The 2,269-nt window shown below is 34.6% G+C and carries 1 protein-coding gene, 2 tRNA genes and 1 rRNA gene; all 4 read right to left on the bottom strand.

The window, feature by feature from the left end:
- Nucleotides 1-374: 374 nt before the first annotated feature.
- Entirely contained in the window at nt 375-1,577 is a 1,203-nt protein-coding gene (locus tag FcAc13_RS00295; protein ID WP_187754218.1) for a pyridoxal phosphate-dependent aminotransferase, read from the bottom strand.
- A 322-nt stretch (nt 1,578-1,899) separates the two neighbouring features.
- Nucleotides 1,900-1,975, bottom strand: a tRNA-Ala gene (locus FcAc13_RS00290).
- Between the two features lie 88 nt (nt 1,976-2,063).
- A tRNA-Ile gene (locus tag FcAc13_RS00285) sits at nt 2,064-2,140 on the bottom strand.
- 57 nt (nt 2,141-2,197) lie between these two features.
- Nucleotides 2,198-2,269, bottom strand: a 16S ribosomal RNA gene (locus FcAc13_RS00280); the annotation flags it as partial.

Genomic DNA, 2,269 nt, shown 5'->3' with positions numbered 1-2,269 from the left:
TACTTTCATATCAATCTATTCCGCAAAAACGAGAACTCGTTTCTTTCAGCTTGTTCCTACTTGTTAAAGAGCTTTATTAATTAGCACACAACTACATGCACTTACCAATAAACTGCGAGCAACTCGCACATTAAATTTACTGCATTTCTTTTTTAAAACACCTCATCTCTGAAGTGGGCGCTATATTAGTACAGAATTTTTAATAACACAACATTAATTTTAAAAAAATATCAAAATAATGCACGTTTGTATCTATTTTATGCTATATCTGGCTAGCAGAAATACATCTTATCTAAAATCATCTTAATTTAGAAAAAAATAGCATCGCTTGATGCCATTTTATCATTATAAATTTAGAAATTTATGTTTTAAGATTAAATAAAGTTTTGTTCGCGTAGCTGTTTTAGTATAGTTGCCGTATATAACATTTCCCCAGGTGTTCCTAATGAAATTCGACACCAGCCATTTGCTGGAGGAAAAGCTCGACCAACTAAAATAAATTTGTCTTTTAATAATTGTTGATACTCATTAAGTGCAATTGGAATTTTATGAAAAATAAAATTGGTCTCCGAAGCAACATAATATAAGTCTAATTCTTTTAGAACTTGCTCCATAATTAATCGTGATGTATCTGTTACCTTTTTAGAATATTTCAAATAAGATTGATCTTCCATTGAAGCTAATGCAGCACACACACCACAATAATTCAATTTTTCACCGGCAACATATTGGGCGATGTTTTTAATATGGATTGGATTGGCAAGTACATACCCTACTCGTAAACCCGCCATAGCATGAATCTTAGAAAATGTTTTCAATAAGATGACATTTTCATAGCCTTGTTCAATTAAAGTATCAACTGACTGATAACTTGCGTCATTCACAAATTCAGCATATGCTTCATCAACAATGAATATCGTGTTTTTCGGTTTGCTACGAATCCAATCAAAAACTTTTTTTGTATCAGTGATAGTTGATGTCGGATTATTTGGATTTACAAGATATACAATAGAATATCCCGAATATTGTTCGACCTTATTTATCAATCCCTCTATATCAATTGCCCAATCTGTCAAATTGGGCACTTTAATAACAGGAAGATTGGCTATTTTTGCAAAATATTCACCATCGCCATAAGTTAGTTCTGGGATAACAAATTGTGTTTTTTCTTTAGTAAATGCAACAATTGAACTGCGAATACCTTCTGATGATCCGGCTGTTAATAATACATAATCAGAATTTAAATTATGATGTTTTGCTATTGCCAGACTTAACAAAGGCATTTCATGCTTTGCATAACGATTTGCTTTACTCACCGCTGTAATAGCCGCTTGTTTGGCGTTAGGTGACATACCCAAAGCATTTTCATTAAAATTTAAACGAACCGGATTTTCCAAACTGGGGGTCGCAATTTCACTAACTGAAGATAGAGCATTCACATTAGTTAAAACAGGCTCTTGAGCAGCATAGCTTTTCCGTAAAGTAGAACTAACCGTTATACCGCCAATGGCAATACCGGAATAAGTTAAAAAATGTCGACGAGATAATATAACTTTATTGTTTGTTTCTGACATCATTTTAGGATCCTCTGTTAAATAACGATATAAAAACACAACCTAAAACAAGATCATTGCAAAATGGATACCAAAGTTAATACTAAACAACTAAATACAATGCAAAGCTAAAATTAGTAAATGAGAAATAGATAACTTGATTTATTTGAAATGGATAAGTAAGTCAATTTAATTTAATGTGGTGCAACTTTGCTTCAAAAATAAGCAATAATGTACCATGTTAAACCATGAAAACTTTTGATTTTAAAACATGAATTCTACCGGCTTGGTAGGTATGAAAAACATTGAAAAGGATAAATAAAAAGTAAACAGAAAGAACAAATAATGGTGGAGCTAAGCGGGATCGAACCGCTGGCCTCCTGCGTGCAAGGCAGGCGCTCTCCCAGCTGAGCTATAGCCCCATCTATCTTCACTTCATCACTTCTACCAATTCGATTTGCCTTCGCTTTTTAGCACTACCAAATTCGCAACAGCTGACTTAACCTAAATTGGTGGGTCTGAGTGGACTTGAACCACCGACCTCACCCTTATCAGGGGTGCGCTCTAACCACCTGAGCTACAGACCCAATAAAGTGTTTTCTCTCTACAACAAACAATCTATGTGAACACTGTCAGGCGCTTCGTAAGGAGGTGATCCAACCGCAGGTTCCCCTACGGTTACCTTGTTACGACTTCACCCCAGTCATGAATCACAC

This window comes from Frischella japonica (assembly GCF_014489845.1).
Taxonomy (GTDB): domain Bacteria; phylum Pseudomonadota; class Gammaproteobacteria; order Enterobacterales; family Orbaceae; genus Frischella; species Frischella japonica.
This window is presented reverse-complemented; position numbering and strand designations above follow the sequence as displayed.

What these genes read in the sequence shown, in the direction of transcription:
- FcAc13_RS00295 (WP_187754218.1), bottom strand. Translation starts at nt 1,577, where the DNA reads ATGATGTCAGAAACAAACAATAAAGTTATATTATCTCGTCGACATTTT.